Origin of the sequence: Undibacterium sp. Di26W, from assembly GCF_049340265.1 — a bacterium.
Lineage (GTDB): Bacteria > Pseudomonadota > Gammaproteobacteria > Burkholderiales > Burkholderiaceae_D > Undibacterium.
The window spans coordinates 33,349-55,343 of sequence record NZ_JBMPOR010000008.1; the positions used below are offsets into that span (position 1 = coordinate 33,349).

Below are 21,995 nucleotides of genomic sequence, written 5' to 3' on the forward strand. Positions count from 1 at the left end.
TACATTTAGAAAAGTCACGATGCTGGTCGCCTCATCAAATCAAAAACCATTTTTTTAAATCCAGCATAGCGTACTGGATCTGATAATAATTGCATTTTTTGGTTTTCATGCACGTCGCTGCTATCTAAAATTGCGTCGTCTAGTGCCTTGGAAAAATCACCCAGCATGGCTTGTTCTGCGCTGTTGTTGGCGAATTGCTGCATGACGCTGGAGTTTTCCCTGACCTTGTCGCTAACGGTGAAAAAATAATTGACCATGTCCTGATCAGTCAAATGGTCAGTGATGAATAACTCGTTTAGCCTGTAGACTATCTGCGACAAGAATTCTGTTTTCTTGTCCTTGGCGCGGGCTGTGCCTGCGCCTTCACCGGGCACCAGCTTGTATTCTTCCTGATCTTCTTTCAGCATTAAATGCTGCTGGCGGATTTTGGATACGCGATAGTGACTCAAAGAGATGGTCGATAAATCGATATCATCCTCGTCGATGATGGTTTCTCGCAGCATGGGGCGCAGGTTGCGGGCGTACAGGCTGAGTTTTTCCAAATCCTTGTCATCATAATCTACGATTTGCGACATGAATTCATAAAAGCGAACGAAAGTACCCAGGTCTTTTTTGAATATCTCCAGCGCATCCCTGGCTTTCTTGCAGTCTTTAAGACTGTTTTCAGCGTTGGCAATCAGTACCGCGTCATTGAATTTCTTTGTGCGTTCATACATTTCCTTGGCCTGCTTGTAAGCCTCTACCGCATGCTTATAGCGTTTTTGCCAGCGCTCTACGGCGGGTTTGCAGATATTGGCAATGGCGGCATTGCTTTTACTTTGCACAAAGAAGGCTTTGCAGAACTGCTCAACTTCTGTCCAGGTAAAAATATCCGCAGTGCGCAATTTATCAAACAGATCAAAAATCAAATTGGGGTTGGATACGTCTGCCAGTTCTGCCGTCTGAAAATAAGGCTGGAAGGAGGAAAGGATATCTTCCGGATCATTAAAAAAATCCAGTACAAAGGTACCAGTCTCTTTTTTACTGGGGTAAGTACGGTTCAGGCGCGACAGAGTTTGCACACATTCCACACCACCCAGTTTTTTATCCACATACATCGCGCACAGCTTGGGCTGGTCAAAACCTGTTTGAAACTTGTTGGCGACGATCATGAGCTGATAATCATCGGTATCAAAAGCCTTGCGCATATCGCGGCCTTTTAAGGCCGGGTTCATGTTTGTCTCTGTGAATTTTTGGTCCAGCAGCGCCTCGACATTCGGGTCTTTATCGTTAAATTCTACCTCGCCAGAAAAAGCCACCATAGCCCGTATCTGTTGATAGTCAGGCTCACTTTCACTTTTCTTGGTAATGTAAGTGTCAAAAGATTTTTTATAGCGCACGGCTTCTTTGCGTGAGCTGGTCACCACCATGGCCTTGGCCTGCCCACCCAATAAACCCATGATATGCGTTTTAAAATGTTCAACAATGATCATGACCTTTTGGCTGATATTGTGGTCATGCAGGCGTACCCACTGGTTGAGCCTGACCGTGGCTTTCTTGCTTTCCACCTGTTGATCTGCATCGTTGATACGCATTGCCAGGTTGTATGCCACCTTGTAATTGGTGTAGTTCTGCAATACATCCAGGATGAAACCCTCTTCTATCGCCTGACGCATGCTGTACACATGGAAGGCAGCAGGCTTATTGGTTTTTGATGCTTGTTCTTCAGGGCGAGGGCGGCGGCCAAATAATTCCAGCGTCTTGGTTTTAGGCGTCGCAGTAAACGCCAGATAACTCAGGTTCTTGGACGCACGGCGTGAGGCAACGGCAGCATCAATAATATCGTCAGCAGTGATTTCATCTTCATCACTGGTGCTGCCATCCACCATCAAGACTTCTTTCAATTTGCGCGCTGTAGAGCCAGTTTGCGAAGAATGTGCCTCATCAGCAATGACCACATAGTTACGCTCTTTCAGGCTCACGCTGTTTTCTATCGCCTGCAATACAAAAGGGAAGGTCTGTATCGTCACGATAATAATTGGCTGAGAGCTTTCTAAAGCCTTGGCCAGTTTTTCTGATTTTGAACCATCACCTTCCTGGTTATTGATGCGACCAACCACGCCGTCGGTATGTTCAAACTGGGCAATCGTGTCTTGCAACTGTGCATCCAGCACAGTACGGTCTGTCACTACAATCACCGAATGAAATTGCTTATTGCCCCGCTCATCATACAAAGACGATAACTGGTGGGCCACCCAGGCAATCGAATTTGATTTGCCTGAACCCGCGCTGTGCTGTATCAGGTATTTATGTCCTGGCCCCTCAGTACGTGCTGCTTCCAATAATTTATTCACCACATCCCACTGGTGGTAACGCGGGAAGATCATGCTTTCCTTTTTATACTTGCGGCCTTCCCAGTCTTCTTTTTCTTCTATCTGCAAATGCACATAGCGGCCCAAAATCTTAAGCAGATTGTCGGGCAATAAGACTTCATTCCATAAGTAATCAGTGGCATATTGCGTGACATCTTCAGGCACATCATTACCAGCGCCACCATCATGCGTCCCCTTGTTAAACGGCAGGAAGAAAGTATCTTCACCTTCCAGCCGGGTCGTCATATAGACTTCGTACTGGCTCACCGCAAAATGCACCAATGCACCACGTTTGAAAGTCAGCAGTGGTTCTGATTTTTTGGTGACGGGGTCAATGGGCAAACGCGTGGTGCGATACTGACGCATGGCATTGTGTACCGCCTGTTTAAATTCAGACTTTAATTCCAAAGTCGCAACCGGGATGCCATTGACGAACAAGACCAGATCAATACGCCAGGCTTTTGCTTTTACACTGTTTGCCTCATCCGTACCAGTTGAGTCGTCATTCCCGCGCAGGCGGGAATCCAGTGGCGCACCATCCGCCTCCTTCACCCAAGGGCTGTAAGTCAACTCTGGCACCACACGTAAACGGTTCTGCTTATAGCGCGCCAAAGTATCCGGATTCAAATCATGCTCAGGCGCAAACTGGCACAGAGAAAAGCGCGTGCCACGGTCTTTAAGTTCATGCCTTAAGACACCCAGGGTGCCAAAGGTACGCATCTCTTTATTCGCCGCATTTGGGTCTGCTTTGTTCAACTGCTGCGTCAGTCGCTCCAGGATTTTTTGTTCAGGCTGAACAGGATACAAGGTACAAAACTTTTGCCATTGCTCGTCTTGCGTGTCTTTGACAAAACCCAGCACATCTTCAGGATACAGCGCCAGTTTACGATTGTAATGCTCCGCCTTGCCTAGCAGCCAGCCATTGGTCACGAGCTGGCGTATCATGTCATTTTGAAAGGTAAGTTCGTTGGCTTTGCTCATAAAGAGGTTCTCTGGTGGAGGCTTGGTTTAATCAAAGGCTATCAGGCGGCTAAGGCTGTGTCGCAGTGAGTTTGCCAGTCGCGTACGTCGATTTTCCCGGTGACGGCGGCGGAGATTAGGGCTGTGCGGCGTTCTTGAAGCAATTCGATTCCTTTTGTTGCTTGCTCGGTTAAACTTTTGAATTGTGCTCGCGTTCGGTTAACAAAATTGACAATTTCAGTAATTTCGTGATCCAGTGGAATCGTTATGGCGATAGATTTCACGATATCCGTATTTAGATTCGGCTGTCCAGAACCTTGCTTTATTCTTTCACGCAGATCTTCTGTAATTGTCGAAAGGTAAAAGTACGCATATTCAGAATTGAGTCTTAATTGTTCGAATCCAACAACACCATCGTTTGCGTTCGCGTCTATAGTTAAAATTTTGGGGACTCCAAGTGTTGCGCCACTATTTGAAAGCAATAACGTGCCTGCGGAAAAAACGCGACACTGTTTACTCCCCAATTTGGTCAGAAATGATTCTGTTGATGTAAGATAAATCTCATCATCTTTAGTAATTTCAGCAACGGTGACCCAAGGTGAGTAATCACCATCAAAGAGCAAGGGATTTCCGGCGGGCCTAGGAGAGCCCCCGCGGACAACCATCGAAATGTAGCCAAATTTTGTAACCTCCCAATGCTCCGGCACTTCGCCTAGCCACTCAACGCCGGAGTCGCGCATGGGGGCGTTGGGGTTGAGGCCTTTGGTGACGGCATGACTAATCACCGCCTGCCGTTTTTCTTTCAGCAGCTTGATCAACTCTTGCTGCTTCGCGATCAGGGTATCGATTTTGGCGGTTTCGTGGTCGAGGAAGTTGGCTATTATTCTTTGCTCAAGCAACTTCGGGAATGCAATACTTATTGAGAGGTAATCATTTTTTGCGATATTTTGCATGCTACTACTTGCACCCTCAGCAGCTAATGAGATTTGGCTTCGAAAGCCTTCATCCATCATAAAATACGAAATGAATTTTGCGTTTTGAGCATTTATGTCCGCAAAATTTGTTTGCCACAAACGATCAGGAAGAAATAGATTTGGTGAGTCGCTATCAACTAATGCACTAGCACCAACTAACTCAGGTGTATTCATCCTACTAATGATTATTTCCCCCTTGCGAACCGGGCACTTAACTCGCGAAATTTCCTCAATCAATACGGTTTTATTTTCCTCGGGTCGGAAAGAGCGAGTGTAAACACAACTGGTTTTTAAAACTCCAACTTCTTTATCTTCTGCTGGGACATCTGCTGCATTGACACTTACACCCGACTCCAAAGACAAGATAACGTGTTTTAACTTTTTCACGCTCCAGCTTTTCGGCACCATTCCAAGCCACTCGATCCCTGAATCCTTATACTCAAAATAAGCCTTATACCGACTCATACCCCATCCTCCTGCGCCAAATTCAACAGATAAAACTCATGCAGCTTCGCTTGCAGCAGTTTCTTATCGGGTAGTTGTGTCTGGTATTCAGCAATCATGGCAGGTGACAGGCTGCGGCTCAGTGCGTATTCGACGACTTCATCATCTTTGCTGGCGCATAGCAGCACGCCGATGGCGGGGTTTTCGTGTGGCTTTTTGTGGTCGCGGTCCAGGGCTTCCAGGTAGAAATTGAGTTTGCCTAAGTGTTCTGGCTCAAATTCGGTAATCTTCAATTCGACCGCCACCAGCGAATTAAGCCCGCGGTGATAAAACAAAAGATCAAGTTCAAAATCTCGCCCACCTACCTGCACAGGAAATTTGGAACCAACGAAACAGAAGTCACTTCCAAGTTCAGTTAAAAAACGTCCTAAGTTGTTGAGCAAGCTGTTATGCAAATCTCCCTCGGATTGCTGTTTCGGCAAACCAAGAAATTCAAGAAAGTAACTGTCTTTAAACGCTTGCTCTGCCTGCGGCTGCGATTCTCTCAACACCGTTGAGAGTTTTGGTGCTTGCGTTACTACACGAGCAAACAATTGAGTATCTATTTGGCGAGAAACTTCTCGAACTGACCACCCCTCTTTTTTTGCCATGCGCAGGTAAAATTCGCGCTCTTCCGGCAACTTACTGCCGCTGAGAATATGCAAATGAGAAGACCACGACAATTCTCTCAACAGTGTTGAGAGTTTTTGTGTGTTGCAATAAGCATCATAAAACTGGCGCATGCGCCAGATGTTTTGCGCTGAAAATCCACGTTGACCCGGTTGCCTTAGCTGAATATAGTCTGCTAAGGAACTCACCGTTGCTTTGCCCCAAGTGTTCGCCTCTATTTTTTTGCTGACGTATTCACCGACTGCCCAATACAGATCGATCAATTGGGCATTGACGGCGCGATCAGCTTTTTGTCTTGCCTCTCCAATCAGACGTACCACCTCGGCGAAATCCTTATCGCTCTCTTGACCTTTTATTATTTTGCTCATGAATGTACCTCTTGTAGCAGCTTCATGATCTCTGCGCTGACAGCATCCAGATCCGCATCTATCTCAGCCAGGTCACGCGGTGGCTGGTATTGGTAGAAGTGGCGGTTGAACGGGATTTCATAGCCGACGATGCCGATTTGTTGGTCTTTATCATCCTTTTTGCTGGCATCGATCCAGGCGTCTGGCACGTGCGGTTGCACTTCTTTTTTGAAGTAGGCTTCGTTGATCTCGTTGACTGTTTTGGATGGATCGAGGGCGACGTTTTCAAAATCACGCAGGTCGCCATCGGCTTTGTATTCTATGGTTTTGCCATCCACCTTAAACAGGCCATAGATGGGATCGGCCTTGGTTTTGTGGATTTTTTTGATGACGGGCAGGGCGGCTGGGTTTTTCCAGCTTACTGCGGCTTCGATGACTTTTTTATTCTTGGCGTCCAGGCTGATGTTGGCCAGCTTGGCTGCTTTTGCAATGGCGTCATCGTAGTCGTTCATATCATCAAACTGTGACTTACCTAACTGCGCTTGCAGGGCCTGGGCTTTGAGCATGCTGGCTTTGGTGTTTAACCAGGTGTCACGGTTGAGCAGGTCTTTGACTTGTTTTTCTTTGAGGTCGGCAAAATGCGTTTTGATATAACGGCGCATGGTGTCTTCATGCTGGCCAAGCACACCATAGTGTAGGCAATCTGGTGCATCGCTCCATATTGCGCCTGGCAGATTGGCGAACTCTGCGTATGCCCATTGCATGATGCTGTTCAATGCGCCTGATTCAAAGCGCAGTGTGGTGATGCGTTCATCAGAGAATTGGTAAGACTGTCTTAGCGGGCGTTCAATGGTAATGCGGCGGTAGCCAAATTCATGGGTCTTGAAAATCTTGGCGGCAAAGGTTTTTGCTGCTTCAGTCTTTGGGGTTGCTGATTGTCTGCCGCGACTACTTTTTTGTTCGCTGGGCTTGTCCAGTTCACGCGCATCAATGGCTTCAAAATCACCAAAGCAGCGGATGATGGTGGCGATGTCTTCGGCACTCATTTCATTGCGCTTGCTGCCCAACGACTTGCGCATTTTGCTGTAGAGGTTGCTGCCGTTGATCAGTTGTACCAGGCCCTTTTTCTCGTCTGGCTTTTTGTTGGACAGTATCCATACATACGTGGCGATGCCGGTGTTATAGAACATATCGGTCGGCAGGGCGACGATGGCTTCCAGTAAATCTGCTTCCAGAATATAACGACGTATTTCAGACTCGCCCGAACCCGCGCCGCCTGTGAAAAGCGGTGAGCCATTGAGGATAATGCCTATGCGGCCACCACCATCCTTGATGTCGCGAAGCTTGCTGATGAGGTGCAGCAGGAACAGCAAAGATCCATCAGAGACTCTGGGTAAGCCCGCGCCAAAACGGCCATCGTAGCCTTTTTCATTGTGTTCCTTAACGATGTCTTCTTCTATCTTTTTCCAATCAACACCAAAGGGGGGATTGGACAGCATGTAGTTAAAGCGCTCTCCATACAGTTGATCGTTAGAGAGGGTATTGCCAAGCTTGATGTTTTTGACCTCTTGCCCCTTGATTAGCATGTCTGCTTTACAGATGGCATAGCTTTCGGGGTTAAGCTCTTGCCCAAAGGCGACCATTCTGGCGTCACGATTGAGCTCATGCACGTATTCCATGCCAGATGACAAGAATCCGCCTGTACCTGCGGTAGGGTCATAGATGGTGCGAATCGTGCCCGGGGTGCTCAAGGCTTTATCGTCTTCCGTAAACACCAACGAGGTGGTCAGGCGTACGATATCGCGTGGGGTGAAGTGTTCACCCGCTGTTTCATTTGAACCCTCAGCAAAGCGGCGTATCAGTTCTTCAAACACCAGACCCATATCATGGTTGGACACGGCGCTGATACTAAGATCAATGGTGCGAACTTTTTGCACTACCTTGTATAGCAAATTGGCATCGTTAAGCTGGCCTATGAATTCAGCAAAATTGAAGTACTCAAATATCTCACGCGCATCTTTGGAAAAACTCTGGATATAACTTTCTAGGTTGGCTTTGATGTCGCTTTCACCCAATTTGGACAGATCCATTTTGGATGTGTTGAAGAAATTCAAGCCACCAGTGGCACGCAGCAGCAATTTTTCTTGCGCCTCTTCGGGCAATTTCGTGCTTTCTATTTTTTGTTGTTCCGCCAGTACGGCTTCTTTGCTTGCTTCCAGCACGCATTCCAGGCGGCGCAACAAGCAAAACGGCAAGATGATGCGGCCATACTGGCTCTGTTTGAAGTCACCCCGGAGCAGGTCGGCAATCGCCCAGGATTCGGTCGCGAGGTTATTCGATGTTTGTGTCATTGGTGTTTCTTTATTCGTCAAATTCGTTGGATTGAAGCTGCCTAAGCAATGCTTGCAAATTTTTGCCGCAGACAAACCAGGTGTCTTGGTGGTCTGCGTTGGTTTGATTTGTATATTACCTGAATGGCAATTGACTGCCTATGAGAATAGGCTTGGTTCAGCTCAAAAAAAACAGAAGTATGCAAAGAGAGGTAAATATCTGATTACAGAACCTGAAATCGGTTTGAGATTAGCTTGGCTATAGCAAACTGTTTAATCTGCCGGATAATATGGGGGAATGTATGCGAAGTCTTGCCGCGGCCTTAGTTAAGTCCATTCACCACTTCGTAAATTTCTGGCTAGGTGAGACATTGCGTTCAATAGAATTGTTTAACTTCCAGCTGACAAGCCGTGCATTGGTAAATAAATTGGCACCCCCGCTTAAATTGGGGACAATATGATCGACTTCGGGTTTGTCCTGGCGGCCAGCCTCGCGCAGTTTTTGATATGGCTCATTCGTACCAAAAGTCCAGGCATCTGATTCCATTTCGCCACCATTAAGGCCGCGGTTGTATTTAATGATCCAGTCAATTTGCCACGATTGATAGCTATTCCAGGTCTTAGGGTCTCCATGTCCTTTGATACTATTGAGCCATAAAATATCCAGAGCAAGATAAGGCGAATTTTTGTAATTATCTGGGATCTGGCCCTTCTTATGCGCATCTGCCAAGCATTGGAGGGCATGATTTTTATTCTTCTTGACTTTACTTTCGTCGGAAATAAATTCCATGTCTTCTTTAACAAATTGCTCGCGTTCCACCACATCATGAAGAACACTAAATGACGTTACACTATCAATGTTGACTGCGATTCGATTAGGGACGCGGCTGTCTTCGTCTTCGTATTTAGGTTCGATCGTAACTTTATTTTTACCAATATAAGGTTTGATTGTGTTTTCAATATTTTTCCACTCACCAAAATTAAACTTGGGCAGCATAGGAACCATATTGATGTTGCGGTAGGTGCCACCAAATTGCCGGGCTGCGACGTGTCCTTTGTGATAGCCCTCCATGTCTTCATATTCATTTTTATCTAAATTGACAAAGCTACGGGCAGTTTCAGGATCCACGTTGTCGCTTTTGTTGCGCCCCATAATGACTACTTTGGATACCCGTTCGCGGGCCTTTTTTTCTTTTTTATAAGGAAAATCTTCGGTCTCATAGCTTATTTTATTAATCGTTTCAGAGCTTGCCATCTGGATGGCATTGGAGGAGTCGTTCGCTGGAGATGGCGTCAGTGCAGATTGAGTGTTATTAATATTCGCAGCTTGCGCCACATTTTCACCCGTCGCCAGCGCCTTGGCGCCCATCACGTCGGCTTCTGCTTCCAGACCCTTGTCGTCATTGACAGGCGTACCCTCTTTCATTTGCATGGTTGGCCTGACTCTGCCCTGAGCCTGTTGCACTACATGCCAGGCTTCATGCGGTAAATGCTGTTCTTGCCCAGGTGCTACGTGTATGTCACTGCCTTGTGCATACGCGTGCGCATTGAGCTGTGCCGGTTTGTCAGAGTCAAAGTTGACTTTGACATGATCCATGCTCATGCCGGAAAGTGATTCTATGCCAGCCTTGAGTTGATTTGGTAAGTCGGTGTTGTTCGTCGTGTTATTTGCTGTGTTATCTGGCTTTGGACTAGGTTGTTCAACTAATTGCGCGGTACCGTCATCTGGTAGCTTGGCTTGCAAGGGATCGTTGTCCTCTTCAGACTTTTGTACTGTGGTCAGTTTGTTTTGTACCGGATCTTCATTTTCAAGTCTTTGCGCGGCGATAGCCTGCACGGATTTGAGCTGTAGTGAGCGCGGGCTGTTTTGCATCATGTGCTGGTAGGCACGAAGCTGCTTTGCCTGGGCGCTGTTATTCGCCATTTCCTGGCGTTGCCTTTGCGCGACGGCTTGAGGACGTGCATCAACAAAGTCAGTGGCGAGTTCAACCCCGGTTTGTGGTGCTGATTGAGTGCTTTGTTGCAGTTCTGCTTTAGCTTGCTGTAAAGGTGCTGGTACGCTCATCATCGACCTCGCTCAAACTTAGCTTACTCTTTTGGAAGTATTGATTTTATTTCATTTTTGAATGAGATAGATGCTTTTGGTCCCGAGAGCCGGAATCGAACAGGCACGTATGATGGATTTGATTGTTGCTAGTTATTTGCTGGTGATTTGCTCCTTAGCTGCTCATATCGACTACACGGGCTTCTTTAAACTCGGTATTTCCTTGATTTTTCGTGGTAATGCATCATAATTGTGTTAAGTATACTGAACATATAGGTGTTTTGTGAAACTTCACGAAATAGGTGCTCAAGTCAAGGAAAAGCGTATTGAGTTGGGCCTCACGCAGGCGCAGGTCGCTAAGTTGGCGGGTTTGTCACGTACAACGATTAATCAGCTTGAAAGTGGCGTGTTGCCCGATCTTGGCTACAGCAAACTGCTTAATTTGTTGGCTATTTTGGGACTGGACATGGATGCGAAGCCGTCCAAGGGTATCAGTAAAGCTTTGGAAATTGCGGCGCGGACTGCGAGTACCAGTTATAGCATGATGTTGTCTTCATCAACTCTGGAAAATATTTTGGCTGCCGGGATTGCGCCGGTTGAATACCATCCTCACCTCATGACCTTGCTGGAAGAGACTCCGCTGCCTATCGTCGTGAAGGCGATTCAGGAAGCGTCAATGGCAACCCATACTTCAACGCGAACCATCATGCGCAATGTATCTAAATTTGCCAGAGATTTGCATATCTATAGAAAGGTCTGGTGATGGCAGGTTTGATGATTTGGGAGGATTTGTTTAAAAAGAGCCTGACCTTGATTGATGAAATCGAGACTCATGGTACAAAGAATTTGTATTGGACCTTTGGTGGTGGCACCGTGTTGATGCGCCGTTATCAGCATCGGTTTAGTAAGGATATTGATATCTTTGTGCCAGATCCTCAGGCATTGAAATACGTTACCCCACGGCTTAGTGATCAGGCTGAAAGTATTACTACTGAATATACTGAGGCTGACAATTACGTCAAACTCTTTTTGTCGAATGGTGAGATTGATTTTGTTGCTTCACCTAACCTTACAGACTCACCTTTCGTCTTCGAAGAAATCTTTGGGCGTCAAGTGAGGGTAGAAACGTCAGCAGAGATCATTGCCAAAAAATTCTTTCATCGTGGTGATCGCTTGCAAGCAAGGGATATGTTTGATTTTGCACTTGTCGCAGAAAAAGAACCCGTAGGTTTACTCGCAGCGAGTAAATTTTTGGTCAGACATGCAAAGACTATCAACACTATTCTTAATGGAGACACGAGTTTCTTGCGTAAGCAATTCAATGCCATTGATACAATTGACTATAAGCCGACTTTTGACTATGTGCGTGAGCTTGTACTTGGGCAGTTGGTGGAGTGCGCTAATTATTTAGAAGCAAATCAGTAGCTTGCAAAACCAGGTTAACGCGCGCAAAGCAAAAAGGCCCTCACATGGAGAGCCTTGCAAATGCTTTTGGTGCCGAGAGCCGGAATCGAAACCCTATATTTCATGCGGATTTCCATGGCTCTCGGGTTTATTTCGGGTGAAATTCCCCGCCTAATCGCCCCGTAGTGATTTTAGCAGACTTTTAGGTTCGGTTGCCGGTGTGTTCAGTATAGCCTTCAGGGCGTTGTAGCTGTCGATGCAGAGATTTGTCCTCCGCACCTCGCTATCAGCGTCTGTGGCGATGCCGATAAGAGCGTCAGCAGCCTCTGGCAGTATGTCGGCTCGTTCTTGGTCGCCAGTTCCGCTGGCAACGCCGGTATCGCCACAGATGGAGCGATGACCACTGGTTGCGATGGACAGCCTGACAGCACCACGGCGCACATCAGCACGCAAAGAATCTGTTTGTATTTTTGCATTTTTTGTTACCTCGTCGTTATCAAGTTGCAATTTGCTGATCGCACGTTGCAATTCACGTTCCTTTGTGCGGGTCTGTTCTACAGCTTCCGCCCTGGCATGGGCCAATTCGGCATTGATGCTTTTCCGTTCGGCATGTGCACCATGCCAATCGCCGGCGAAGTAGGCCAAAGCCACAATGCCGATGGTGGCCAGCCAAACACGAGGGTCAAGTACGCTCATAAGTTCCTCACACAGTAAGACCGTTCGAGGTTGCGACGTGTGCGCAATCCCTTTTCCAGATTGGTACCTGGCATCACCCATCGCAACAACTGATCGCAAGCGGCCATGCTGCGGCCATCGTTTTTCAGCTTGACCAACGTGGACTTGCAAAAATTGCTCACACCCACGTTGTATGCAAAAGACAAGTAAGCTGCCTTTTCGCCGTCAGTCAAAGGTGTTTTGACGCAATCCAGCGCGGCTGCATGCTTCAGCAAGTCTGCGTATTGCTGTTCCTGGCATTGTTCCAGGGTGAAGGTCTGGCCGAGCTTCAATTCAGGCCCAGTGTGACCCATGCAGGATGTGAGAATGCCAACAGGGTCTTTGTACACCTTCAATACAGTGCCTTCAGATGCCGTGGTGAGATAAAGTGCGCCAGATGCAGCGGTAACGCCTACCAGCGCAATAAGTTTGTCTTTTGCGCTCATTTTGGTGGGAGAATTTCAGTAGGGTGGGTAACTTTGGCAACCCAGGCCAACCAGATAGCCGTGCCCAAGCCGATGATGGCCGCGAAGGGCTTTGCAAGTGCGCCTATCCAGCCCAGCACCTTGAATGCACCCCGGAAGCTTTCGAGGATTTCCATCAGTTGCGCTGTGCCGGCTTCGGTGCGCTTCGTGGCTTCGGTGTTTTCCATCAACCCGATTTCCAACGATTGAATCCTGTTTCGCATTTCCTCTAAAACAGAATGTGGGGGTACTACAAATTCATTACCTTGGTCGTCTTGCATATATCGCACTCCTAAACATCGATCACTTCGATTGATAAATTAGGTGCGACACCTTCGATCACACCGTCACGTACAAATACTTTCGTACCTACGTCACCAGTGCCCCTTGCGAATACCTGCGCGCCGTCCGGCACTTGCACATACACACCACCTGTCACGACGGAAACGACTGTCCCGACGAGCAAGGGGGTGTTGGGCAAAATGCTTTTAAAGAGGGCGTACAGGTTAGACATATGTGGTAATGCCGATGGTTTGACGTGCGGTAGGTAAAGCGACATTAACCGACATGGAATTCACCACGCCAGTTGCCGTAATTCCATCCGACGTGTACCGCACCGTCTTGCCAGGGAGGATCAGGCCCGTTTCCTCCAGCACCGGCAAACTGAGTTGATACTTTTTCACTCTGCCGAACTTACTCAGTTCTGATATACCGCGCTGCCTTGCCGCTATGACATTGGTAATCAATGCATCAGTTACCATGGGCGCAGGGCTGGCGCCATCTGAGCCGGCGCGACGTACAAAGCCCAAAACACCGCCGGTCGTGGAACCGGAGACATATACGGAGTTGTATTCGGCTCTGTCTTCCCAGCTTTCTTGTTCCTGGATGATTGGCGCTGACGGCAGGATGATATCTGGCGTGGAGTCGTTCAACTCCCATGGCTTGACCTTGTTACGCGACAAGATGTGTAGCGTTTGCGTTACGGGATCTGGTTGAACGAAAGCACCAGCGGCATTGGCAATGGTGGTGATCGCGCTCATGTACGTGCCTTGGTGTACCCAGGAACCAGATGGCACAAGCCAATCATCAATTTGCCAGTCAACATCCCAGCCGATGGGCACCCCGTTCAACTGCAGAGCGCCCACCATCAATTGCTGCGCGGTTCGTGTGATGCCGTTGTGGAACCCAAGCACAGGGCTGTATGGGTCGCCCAAGTTCGCTGAGATGCCACGGCCCGAAAGGGATATGCTTGTTTTTCCGAATGTCCTGTCACGGCTGATTGTCTCCGCGAGTATCCGGTAACTATGGCCGTTGATCTTGGCATTCAGCACAACGGGGTCGCCGGAGGAGTCGCGCTTGATCAGTTCGTAACTTGTGTAGGGCATTGATGCAGAAAAACCCCACGTCCAGCTATCCATATCTATTTTCAGACTCATGTTGTCCGTTGGTACCGGCGCACCGTCAGACACACGGGTAAGTTCAGAATTATTGACCACGATATATGCTCTCCGAATAGGGACCACGATAGGACCGCCAGGGGTAGGCGTGTCGTGATCGCAGCGAAACAGTAAATTAGTGCTGCCGTTCCATGCTGTGCTAAACAGCAAGTCAACATGCAGGCCGTTAGGTGGTGTGTAGCAAGGATTGCCGATAGGCGGCACGTTTCCACCAGAAGTACCCGCGGGCGGACGGCGCGCCTTTTGGAATAAATCCTTTTCGTTGACGAACAGCGGCTTTGCTTTCTGAAAGCCGGTAGTTGTGCCGTGCTGAAGCCGGACGGCATCTTGCCATCCAGTTTGGCGACTCGCCCTTGCAATAGGCCGCATCGACTGGAAACTGTTCTGTATTTCAGTTCTGAGTGGTATGGCATCCTGCCATCCAGTTTGGCGGCTGGCCCTGGCGATAGGCCGCATCGACTGGAAACTGCTTGTGAACGAATTGCGCAGTGGTGCCGCATCTTGGAACTTGGACAGCGCCGATGTGTGTTCCCTGTGCATCGTGTTTTTAAGGATGCTGGTAACACCTTCCACATTGCGCTTTGCCGTTGTCCACCGGGTCTGCGCACCGAGCGGCATGCGCTTCATAGGGCGGCTACCCGTCGTCACGGCAGAGGAAGTTTTTACAGCAACTTGCCAACTGGTGCTTACTTTTCCGACGATAGGCCTTGACGTGTCGCTTGCGTAGCTGGCAGTTGCAGATACCGTCGTGCTTGGCATCGTCACTGCAACATTCGCAAAGACATCGTCGATTACTGGTGCTTCAGTGTCGCCGCCAAATACCAGATCGGTTGGGTTGCCGATAGGTGCCGAATTGAATACCAGGTCAACTGGCACATAGGCATGTGTAAAACCAAAAACCAACTCCGATGGGTTGGTTAGCGGGTCGTCCTCAAATAGCAGCGCGGTATCGCTCACGGCTACCCGATCACGGCTGACTGCAAAGGCACGTTACCGCCGGCATAAAGCTGCGTGCTGGATAACTTCAGAATGCCGGTTCCCGTGTCATCTGTCACGTCGCAATCGAATGCGATTTCCCCGTTGCCGTTGATGACCCTGGCCCAGGTGGCCACACCAGTTCGCATGATCAAAGCCGAGCCGGATTGTGTGAGCGACAAAACTCCGCTGGCAATCACGCCAGCGGGTTTGGTCAACGTGATTTCGACAAGCAAATTTGTTGCGGTACCGCCCAGGTCCGGCTGCACACCCTCATAAATGCGTATCCTGGCGCGGCCTGTGCCAGCGTCGAGGTGCGCAAGGGAACCTGCAAGGCGCGCATCCAGATGTGCTTGTGAGACTTGCAATGTCATGTGATTAATTCGGGAGTCAGATTGTCTGCGATCACCGCTCGTTTGCCATGCGTTCTGTCATAACTCACAACGGTGTACCTGTATGACGAATCTACGTGGTCAAAGGCGTATTCGCCAGTGGCCGGATTACTCCATACCTCACCGACTACAAGGCCATCTTTTTCCCGAATCAACCGGACTTTCTCGCTGACGGGCGTATCTGCTGGCGTTCCCTTCAGTTTTGTGGTGCCTGAGATGCGGCCATTGCCATCAAAACCGATACGGCGCAAACGTTGACCAAACCAATTGGCAGAGACAGGTCGCAATACCAACGATGAATAGTACGGCAGGCTATCAGGCGGAGTGAACGGACCCGTATATCTGCTTACGCCTTTTGTGATGCGAACATCATCAATGTAACCAGGAAAGTAGTACGCATTGGTGGACGCATCCCGCCCCACGGCTAGGTCCGCAGGTAGCCCATGTGAGAGTACTGGTGCGCCGGTCATTGTGTTTTCCAGTGCGCCATTACGGTATGTCTTTATTGTGTTACCGATCCTGCATACGGCTACGTGCACCCACTGATTCATAGGTACAGGTGTGCCTGCCCCGGCAACCAAGTTGTACGTTCCGTCTTGCTCCCAGAATTCAAGCGCAACACCAGCGCTGTACACTGAGAAATTGAATACGTTGGAACCACCACGCCGGCTGAGTATCACATTCGTGCTGGAACCTGTTGCAACTTGGTACACCCAGGCTTCCAGCGTAAAATCGGTATTCAGGTCCAGCGCCGTGTCGGTAGCTGTTCCCCATGCGTCCATGCTATTGCTGAAATACGAACTTGTTGTTCCAAACTTGCGTATGTTTGCTTTTAAAGCCGGTGTGCCGACACGGGTCATCGTCCTGGCATATGGACTTTGGTCTACGACCGAGGTTGCGCCATCTGCGCCGTCGAATTTCAACAACAAAGCGACGTTCGCATAGAGCGGGTCGCCGTCTGGCAAACCGAAAGGTGCCGGGGGAGCGAAGTTTCCCATGTACCGTGCGGCAGATGTGACGCGCAGATCGCACATACGTCCGTTTAAGAAATATAATGTGGAGTATCCGATCCGTCCTATGTAGTACGGTTGCCCACCCAGATTTTTTATTGGAAGTGTAGTTCCAGTACTTGTGCCCGTCATCACCCCGTCAACGAATATGCGGCAAGTGGCCCCAGACCTGCACACAGCTACGTGGTGCCATTGCTGAAGATTAAAAGTAAAACCAGCGCCAAGGGAATCCACGTGGAAAGACGTACCGTTCACATCTTCCATGTAGCATTGCGGTCCTTCCGCTTTTAGCCCGAAGTTGAACGCAAATCCCCCGGTATCTTGGCGCGCCAAGATTACGTTATAAGGGTCGTTTGTGTTCCAGCTATCTAATATCACCCATGCTTCAATGGTGAAGTCCCCCGCAAGCCACGATGCATCCTTACTTATCTCGTACCAGGAACCGTTCGGAAAATTTCCTGCCACGGAGTAATGCGCGCTTGTGCCTGTGTTGATCACCACGCTGTCGTGCGGTACGAGCGTATTTGCCAACGCGCTGGAATCAACTGGCGTTGTTGTTCCGTCCGCTTCGTTGAACGAAACGCGCAGAACGGTACTTGATTCAAAAATGTCAGCCATCGATTACCCCCACGGTCCGGTAATGTCAAAAAACACAGTGCCGTATACACTGGTGCTTGTGTTCTTCGCGGTAATTGCCTTCATCACCCGGCCAGGGAAGTTGGCAACACCGGACACACTGTCATGCGTGGCAAATGTTGTGGTGGGCATGCTCTGTGCTACTGCGTACATGCCTCGCATAAAGCCACGGAAAGCCTTGCTATCGTTTTCCGAGATGTTGAACAAAACCAAATACAAACCGTTATCAGTCGGGTTCGGGTAGGGTGTTGCGTTCGGGCCTGTCACCTGACCGCTGTAGTTGCTAACGCCATTTGCCAATGCTGTTGGGAATGTGCGGATAGCTTGGATCGCATCGCCTATGCCGTTGTATGCTTTGGCAATGTAGGCCGTGGCTGGCGCGATGGACGAGTAGAAATTCTGGTCAACAGTCGCCGCGCTGCCATTTGATTTTTCATTTGCGCAGCCGGTAAGCATGCAGCCGAAGGCATCGCCGGAAGCGCTGACGGATGCCAGATCACCAAACATGGACATTTCACATGCCAGCGTATTTGACGATGAATTGAAGCGATTAAAGTACAGCGTTTTTCCGTCAGCGAAGATGACCCACTTACGCGCAGTGGATGATGCCGCCTCGCTCTTGGACCAATACAAACCGCCTGATTGTTGCGCGCTGGTTGGGAATGGGTTTGTACCGGTGGATATCGCGGTCATGTCGGTATATCCAACAACCCGGGCAGATGTAGTGCCAGTGTCATCAACTCGCAGATATGCCATAGTCGATGTGCTGTCTGCCGATTTGTAGGCCGCAAGGTTGGTACCTGAAAACGCTTTGGTCCATCCTGCTGATGCCACTTTGGCAGTGATTGTGCCCGTGGCCGTCTGGTTGCTGATGCCTGTCGTTGCGAAAGTCGCTGTGGTCGTTGTGGTAGAGGCAATCCGATATTCGCCATTCAAACCGGATGGCGTTGCGCCAGCGATCAGCGCGACTGCGCCAGGTACAAAGCTGTGTCCGACCGAAATGGTCATCGTCGCCACGTTGTCCACAACAACGATGGTGCCGACAGAGGCAACGCCCCAGCCGTTGACCAGCACGGCATCCAGAACGTCTATCAGGCTACCTGCAACCCCGTTCAATATCGGCGCACCGGCCATACCATCGTGAAAATATTTTACTGTTGTATCTGTCATGTTCTGCCTGTTAGGGTTGGTCTACGTCGCCACGTACCAGTAAAGTGAAACTATCGTTTGTGGATGTTGGCGGACCTTGCAGGATAGTGCGCGCTACCCAAATCGGATTCGTTGCCCCCACTGTGTTGACACGCAACACGTTGCCAACAGCCCAGCCCGACCCCCAGCCTGCCGCTGGCACAGTGAAGTAGGGTGCGCCCGTTGCCGGATTGTTTGGCGCTGCGTCAGTACCTGTATTGCCTGCGCCGATAATGCCGGTGTGTTCGCCGATGATGTCGAACGTCGTTGTGTTGGTGAATCGCAGCGCCCAGCGTTCTGTCAGCGCGCCCTTGTTCGTAACGAGGATCGGGAATAGCGTATCGTTGTACGTCGCTTGGGCTGGGGAGCCTGTAACGGTATCTGCCCATGTGTTATCGAACGTCGCCTGATCAAACAAAGTAGACACACGCGCATGGGTGTCGCCAATGATCAACGCGCTGGATATCGAAGACCCTACCGGGTAGTCATGGGTGAGAGGACGGGACAAACTCAATTGCCCATTGATCTGCGCATCGGACACAAGAGCCATATCTTCAATACGATGTTCTACTTTGATAGGTTGAACGTAGCCAGATACGTCGATAAATTCTACCGCGCCGGCCTCCAGGTCTTGGATGTAGCCAGCATTTATGATGTGTCCATCAGCATCGATGACACGAACGCGTGACAGGCGGACCCTTGCGCAGTTGATGACCTGGCCATTAGATACAGTCATAGGCCCGACGGTCGCAGTATGGCCGACGACCACGAAGTTACCGACACGGAAGATGGGTACCTTGCCGTCTGTGGGGAGGCGCACTGGATCAAGGCCCAGGATGTTCTGATCAAGCGGCAGGTACGAATAGCCTACGGCGCTATACCGCAGGGTATCTGTCTGCACGGCCTTGGTTTTCACGTATTTGAGGCCAGCGATGCCCAGGTAAGTAAGGTCAACCACGCCAGGGTCATGAGCATGCGAGTCGTCTACTGGGGTACCAAAGCGCAATGTGACGATACCGTTGTTGTAATCAACATTGCCAAAGATGCCAGCAGATGTGTTGTTGATTATGCCGTGGATATCTGGTGTGCCGCTAAAGGTCGAACCGTCTTGGAAAACACCAGAGATGCTGAACCCCCCGTTAAACAATGGTGCCACGGCAGTACGGAATGTGACCGCATCGGCCACTGCCGTCAATCCGATTGGATCAACGCCGCTGATTTCTGTCGGTGTGTTTGCAGTGCCTGCGGCCCACGAAGTCATGATAACGCCAAAGTCATTGGCCACAGTGCCGACTGATCCGCAGTTCGTGCCTACGCCAGTTGCGACAGATGGATTGCGCACCAGTGTGTTGTCGTTTGAGATGAAGTAGCGCTGACCGCCCAACTTGAATGATACCGGTGCCGGACTGCCTTGCATAAACAAACTGTCTACGTTGAAGGTGTAGGATTGACCGGTCCCATCAGAACCCACACAGCGGTATTCTCCTGCGCGGGTTTGATCACCTGACCACCATTGCCATGACGTGGTTTTCGCACCATCTTCACCTGTTTCTGTACTCATATTCTTAAATCTCCGGACCGTTTAATATGGTTAAATCTCTGAAATACATTTTCCGACCGGTGAAGCGACCAAACACGATGGTGCCATCCGCTAACAGGTCGTTTTTTAGGTATTCGGCATCTTCCTTGTTGTATCCCGTGGTCGTTTTGAACAACACGCAAGCGCCCGTTGTATAGTTGATCGTGCCGACGTTCAGGTTTGTGGTCCCACTGGTCACTTGCAAATTGCCAGCGCCGTTGTCATAGACGCGCATTAATTTGCGTTGCAGGACAGGTTCGTTCAGCCAGTTGACGCCAAGTGCTTTGGTGTAGACGGACATCTCAAATGTCTTAGGACGAATCGGCGCAGTGACTGTCAGAGTCCAGTTTGCCCCACCATCGGTGAACAGGTTGACACCACCCGTGTTCGCCGTTGCGTTAGTGGACGAAACTGTTACCTCGGTATTTATAGCTGGCAGGGTGTTTGGACGGAATACGATCTTTCCAGACGTGTAGTTGACTGTTCCGGATGCATCGCCGACCAATGTGCCGTTGGAGTCAGTCGCTGTCCGCAACGTACCATCGTTCCATGTCAGCGTCAGCGCCCCAGGCTTGATTGCATCGTTGATCAACGCCACTTTGCCGAACGCTTTGCCAAGGGAGCCTGCCTGCAAAGGGATGGCGTTTAGTGGGCGTGCGCCAGTTGAATCCACCCACTGGATGATGATTTGACTACCAACGTCCGGCAGTGTGCCCAGCGTGGCTGATATCGTGCCTGTTGGAAAATTGATCGTACCCGCACCCACAGCGCTATCCGCGCCGCGCAACGCGCCAGAGCCGTCATCAGACAGCACATACCATTTTTGCAAAGCCCTGAAGCTCACAAGGGTAGTGCCGCGTGCGGGTATCGAATCGACTGTGAACACCCAGTTTGACCGCTGACCTTGAGCCGTTACAGGTACGCCTACCGAATTGGTTATGGATACTGGGGTGCCAGCGGGGATGTACTCGAATGTAAAAGTGTTCGTTCCTGTGCCAAATACGTTGGTCGCCAGTGTGGCAACGCCGTTGTCATAGTCAAAAGCCCCGACAGCAATGCTATCATTCATCAGCACGCCGCCTTTGTCCTTCAGGGTAACGCCGCCCGTTCTGATGGAGAATGATCCAGGCAGAACCCGACCCCCGACGAAGAACGCCTGTGACGTGTTGAACACCGCTGCTACGTTATTGCTGGACACTTCACCTGCTTTCATCGCAGCCGATTGGCGCTGACTCATGCGTGCATCTGCAATCGGCACTTCAATCCTGGTACTTGGGACCAACTGCGTGAATATTCCAGAACCTTTGATAACCAGGTCACCTATGGCTGCGGATTCAACCGATTTGACTACTCCATAGTAGCGGGCCGCATCGGCCACAATCGTACTGAAAAGGCGTGTTTTGTTCGCGTACATCGCCTCTGTCGGTTCTATCTTCGTGGCGTCCAAGCCGTTGAAATCTTGGGTGAGTGCGTCACTCAATTCCAACGACACTTCCAACCGAGTGAAGTCTCCGGAGCTATCAGTAAAATTGCGTACCCGGGACGACACGTCAATCACTTTGACGTATTGCTCAAACATGGTGGGCAAGTCCTGATTCTTGCGCAGCACCAGGGTATCGCCTACGGCAGGTACCGCAATGTTTTCGCGCTGAAGCAGGGTAACGATTCTTTGGCCGGCGATGTGATCGCCGAACAGATAACCAGGATACCGGGAGCCGATGGACAAATAAGATTCGATACGGCCTTTCGCGGATGCGCGTACATCAAACACCTGGCCGGTGGAAAACAGCGTGATAGACACTTTTTCATCCGATGGTGGAGCGGCAACGATCACATTTGCGCCAAAGTATTTATCGACATCGTTTGTGTTGATGGCTGTGAAGAGTTTGCGCAGGTTAACCTGACCGCCGGCCCTGGCTGTTTCCGAGATGTCCTCAAAAATGGCATTGCTCGTGGCGTCGATAATCGCTACTGATGTGGGCGGTCCGCCACCTTCGGGTACGTCGTCCATCACTTTTGACTTGACAAGTTTTACGTCGCCTGCGGAGATTGTCATT

Annotated in this window: 17 protein-coding genes; 2 read left to right on the forward strand and 15 right to left on the reverse strand. The window is 49.8% G+C overall.

The genetic code is table 11. The annotated features are described in order from the left end of the window. Nucleotides 1-14: 14 nt before the first annotated feature. The 5 genes from ACO0LM_RS11750 to ACO0LM_RS11770 form a co-directional block, all read right to left on the reverse strand. The gene (locus ACO0LM_RS11750; RefSeq protein WP_423037251.1) at nt 15-3,332 is read right to left on the reverse strand and encodes a type I restriction endonuclease subunit R; all 3,318 of its coding nucleotides are present in this window, start codon (nt 3,330-3,332) and stop codon (nt 15-17) included. Between the two features lie 41 nt (nt 3,333-3,373). Continuing rightward, a complete protein-coding gene (locus ACO0LM_RS11755; protein WP_423037253.1) occupies nt 3,374-4,750 on the reverse strand; it encodes a restriction endonuclease subunit S in 1,377 nt (458 codons plus the stop codon). Next, a complete protein-coding gene (locus tag ACO0LM_RS11760; RefSeq protein WP_423037255.1) occupies nt 4,747-5,766 on the reverse strand; it encodes a PDDEXK nuclease domain-containing protein in 1,020 nt (339 codons plus the stop codon). Before ACO0LM_RS11760 ends, ACO0LM_RS11755 begins: the two co-directional genes overlap by 4 nt. Beyond that, complete coding sequence (locus ACO0LM_RS11765) at nt 5,763-8,096, reverse strand: type I restriction-modification system subunit M (protein ID WP_423037258.1); 2,334 nt, start codon at nt 8,094-8,096, stop codon at nt 5,763-5,765. The genes ACO0LM_RS11760 and ACO0LM_RS11765 overlap by 4 nt, the downstream gene beginning before the upstream one ends. A 316-nt stretch (nt 8,097-8,412) precedes the next feature. Beyond that, the gene (locus tag ACO0LM_RS11770; RefSeq protein ID WP_423037260.1) at nt 8,413-10,143 is read right to left on the reverse strand and encodes a DNA/RNA non-specific endonuclease; all 1,731 of its coding nucleotides are present in this window, start codon (nt 10,141-10,143) and stop codon (nt 8,413-8,415) included. A 259-nt stretch (nt 10,144-10,402) separates the two neighbouring features. Here ACO0LM_RS11770 and ACO0LM_RS11775 point away from each other — a divergent pair, with 259 nt between their 5' ends. Both ACO0LM_RS11775 and ACO0LM_RS11780 read left to right on the forward strand, forming a co-directional pair. Then, nucleotides 10,403-10,882: a helix-turn-helix transcriptional regulator gene (locus ACO0LM_RS11775; RefSeq protein ID WP_423037262.1), complete on the forward strand. Its 480-nt coding sequence runs from the start codon at nt 10,403-10,405 to the stop codon at nt 10,880-10,882. After that, nucleotides 10,882-11,544, forward strand: coding sequence for a nucleotidyl transferase AbiEii/AbiGii toxin family protein (locus ACO0LM_RS11780; protein ID WP_423037264.1), 663 nt, complete (start codon nt 10,882-10,884; stop codon nt 11,542-11,544). Before ACO0LM_RS11775 ends, ACO0LM_RS11780 begins: the two co-directional genes overlap by 1 nt. A gap of 150 nt (nt 11,545-11,694) precedes the next feature. Here the strand turns inward: ACO0LM_RS11780 and ACO0LM_RS11785 are convergent, their stop codons facing one another. The 10 genes from ACO0LM_RS11785 to ACO0LM_RS11830 are packed head-to-tail and all read right to left on the reverse strand — an operon-like array spanning nt 11,695 to nt 21,994. Continuing rightward, the gene (locus ACO0LM_RS11785; RefSeq protein WP_423037266.1) at nt 11,695-12,219 is read right to left on the reverse strand and encodes a lysis system i-spanin subunit Rz; all 525 of its coding nucleotides are present in this window, start codon (nt 12,217-12,219) and stop codon (nt 11,695-11,697) included. Then, the gene (locus ACO0LM_RS11790; RefSeq protein ID WP_423037268.1) at nt 12,216-12,683 is read right to left on the reverse strand and encodes a lysozyme; all 468 of its coding nucleotides are present in this window, start codon (nt 12,681-12,683) and stop codon (nt 12,216-12,218) included. The genes ACO0LM_RS11785 and ACO0LM_RS11790 overlap by 4 nt, the downstream gene beginning before the upstream one ends. Continuing rightward, nucleotides 12,680-12,982, reverse strand: coding sequence for a hypothetical protein (locus ACO0LM_RS11795; protein ID WP_423037270.1), 303 nt, complete (start codon nt 12,980-12,982; stop codon nt 12,680-12,682). The genes ACO0LM_RS11790 and ACO0LM_RS11795 overlap by 4 nt, the downstream gene beginning before the upstream one ends. 11 nt (nt 12,983-12,993) lie before the next feature. Beyond that, nucleotides 12,994-13,182 carry a hypothetical protein gene (locus tag ACO0LM_RS11800; RefSeq protein WP_423037272.1) on the reverse strand — a complete coding sequence of 63 codons (189 nt, stop codon included), beginning with the start codon at nt 13,180-13,182 and terminating at the stop codon, nt 12,994-12,996. Between the two features lie 25 nt (nt 13,183-13,207). Beyond that, nucleotides 13,208-15,115, reverse strand: coding sequence for a hypothetical protein (locus ACO0LM_RS11805; protein ID WP_423037274.1), 1,908 nt, complete (start codon nt 15,113-15,115; stop codon nt 13,208-13,210). Between the two features lie 2 nt (nt 15,116-15,117). Further along, the gene (locus tag ACO0LM_RS11810) at nt 15,118-15,507 is read right to left on the reverse strand and encodes a hypothetical protein (protein WP_423037276.1); all 390 of its coding nucleotides are present in this window, start codon (nt 15,505-15,507) and stop codon (nt 15,118-15,120) included. Continuing rightward, nucleotides 15,504-17,153 (reverse strand): LamG domain-containing protein, encoded by a 1,650-nt coding sequence (locus ACO0LM_RS11815; protein WP_423037278.1) that lies wholly within the window; start codon nt 17,151-17,153, stop codon nt 15,504-15,506. The genes ACO0LM_RS11810 and ACO0LM_RS11815 overlap by 4 nt, the downstream gene beginning before the upstream one ends. A gap of 3 nt (nt 17,154-17,156) precedes the next feature. Continuing rightward, nucleotides 17,157-18,341: a hypothetical protein gene (locus ACO0LM_RS11820; RefSeq protein WP_423037280.1), complete on the reverse strand. Its 1,185-nt coding sequence runs from the start codon at nt 18,339-18,341 to the stop codon at nt 17,157-17,159. Nucleotides 18,342-18,351: 10 nt separating this feature from the next. After that, nucleotides 18,352-19,920 (reverse strand): hypothetical protein, encoded by a 1,569-nt coding sequence (locus tag ACO0LM_RS11825; protein WP_423037282.1) that lies wholly within the window; start codon nt 19,918-19,920, stop codon nt 18,352-18,354. A gap of 4 nt (nt 19,921-19,924) precedes the next feature. Continuing rightward, nucleotides 19,925-21,994 (reverse strand): hypothetical protein, encoded by a 2,070-nt coding sequence (locus ACO0LM_RS11830; RefSeq protein WP_423037284.1) that lies wholly within the window; start codon nt 21,992-21,994, stop codon nt 19,925-19,927. Nucleotide 21,995: the final 1 nt, after the last annotated feature.

Bases quoted from the DNA above. Each gene is read 5' to 3' on its own strand.
- ACO0LM_RS11750 (WP_423037251.1), bottom strand. From the start codon at position 3,332: ATGAGCAAAGCCAACGAACTTACCTTTCAAAATGACATGATACGCCAG.
- ACO0LM_RS11755 (WP_423037253.1), bottom strand. From the start codon at position 4,750: ATGAGTCGGTATAAGGCTTATTTTGAGTATAAGGATTCAGGGATCGAG.
- ACO0LM_RS11760 (WP_423037255.1), bottom strand. From the start codon at position 5,766: ATGAGCAAAATAATAAAAGGTCAAGAGAGCGATAAGGATTTCGCCGAG.
- ACO0LM_RS11765 (WP_423037258.1), bottom strand. From the start codon at position 8,096: ATGACACAAACATCGAATAACCTCGCGACCGAATCCTGGGCGATTGCC.
- ACO0LM_RS11770 (WP_423037260.1), bottom strand. From the start codon at position 10,143: ATGATGAGCGTACCAGCACCTTTACAGCAAGCTAAAGCAGAACTGCAA.
- ACO0LM_RS11780 (WP_423037264.1), top strand. From the start codon at position 10,882: ATGGCAGGTTTGATGATTTGGGAGGATTTGTTTAAAAAGAGCCTGACC.
- ACO0LM_RS11785 (WP_423037266.1), bottom strand. From the start codon at position 12,219: ATGAGCGTACTTGACCCTCGTGTTTGGCTGGCCACCATCGGCATTGTG.
- ACO0LM_RS11790 (WP_423037268.1), bottom strand. From the start codon at position 12,683: ATGAGCGCAAAAGACAAACTTATTGCGCTGGTAGGCGTTACCGCTGCA.
- ACO0LM_RS11795 (WP_423037270.1), bottom strand. From the start codon at position 12,982: ATGCAAGACGACCAAGGTAATGAATTTGTAGTACCCCCACATTCTGTT.
- ACO0LM_RS11810 (WP_423037276.1), bottom strand. From the start codon at position 15,507: ATGACATTGCAAGTCTCACAAGCACATCTGGATGCGCGCCTTGCAGGT.
- ACO0LM_RS11815 (WP_423037278.1), bottom strand. From the start codon at position 17,153: ATGGCTGACATTTTTGAATCAAGTACCGTTCTGCGCGTTTCGTTCAAC.
- ACO0LM_RS11820 (WP_423037280.1), bottom strand. From the start codon at position 18,341: ATGACAGATACAACAGTAAAATATTTTCACGATGGTATGGCCGGTGCG.
- ACO0LM_RS11825 (WP_423037282.1), bottom strand. From the start codon at position 19,920: ATGAGTACAGAAACAGGTGAAGATGGTGCGAAAACCACGTCATGGCAA.
- ACO0LM_RS11830 (WP_423037284.1), bottom strand. From the start codon at position 21,994: ATGACAATCTCCGCAGGCGACGTAAAACTTGTCAAGTCAAAAGTGATG.